Genomic DNA, 238 nt, shown 5'->3' on the forward strand with positions numbered 1-238 from the left:
GCCTGCAAGCATGCTTGCCATACAACGTCATGCAGGGCGAATTCCTTGGTGAACAGAATAAACGGCTCATTCTTTAATTCGACTAAAGTGACGGAATCTCTATCGGCAAGCCAGTGATGATTGCTTGCAATGACAACCAGCCCTTCAGATAACAAGGGAACCGTTCCATACAGCCTGGTGTTCACCGGTAACACAGTGACCCCAAAATCGATGTTTCTTTGATCCATCTGCATCTCTA

At 46.6% G+C, this 238-nt stretch carries 1 protein-coding gene; it reads right to left on the reverse strand.

Translation table 11 applies throughout. The features are described from left to right. Positions 1-238, reverse strand: a 238-nt coding sequence (locus KVT27_RS26055) for a LysR substrate-binding domain-containing protein (protein WP_369009678.1), incomplete at both ends; no start/stop codon positions are given.

The organism is Lysinibacillus sp. GbtcB16 (assembly GCF_019091145.1).
Taxonomy (GTDB): domain Bacteria; phylum Bacillota; class Bacilli; order Bacillales_A; family Planococcaceae; genus Lysinibacillus; species Lysinibacillus fusiformis.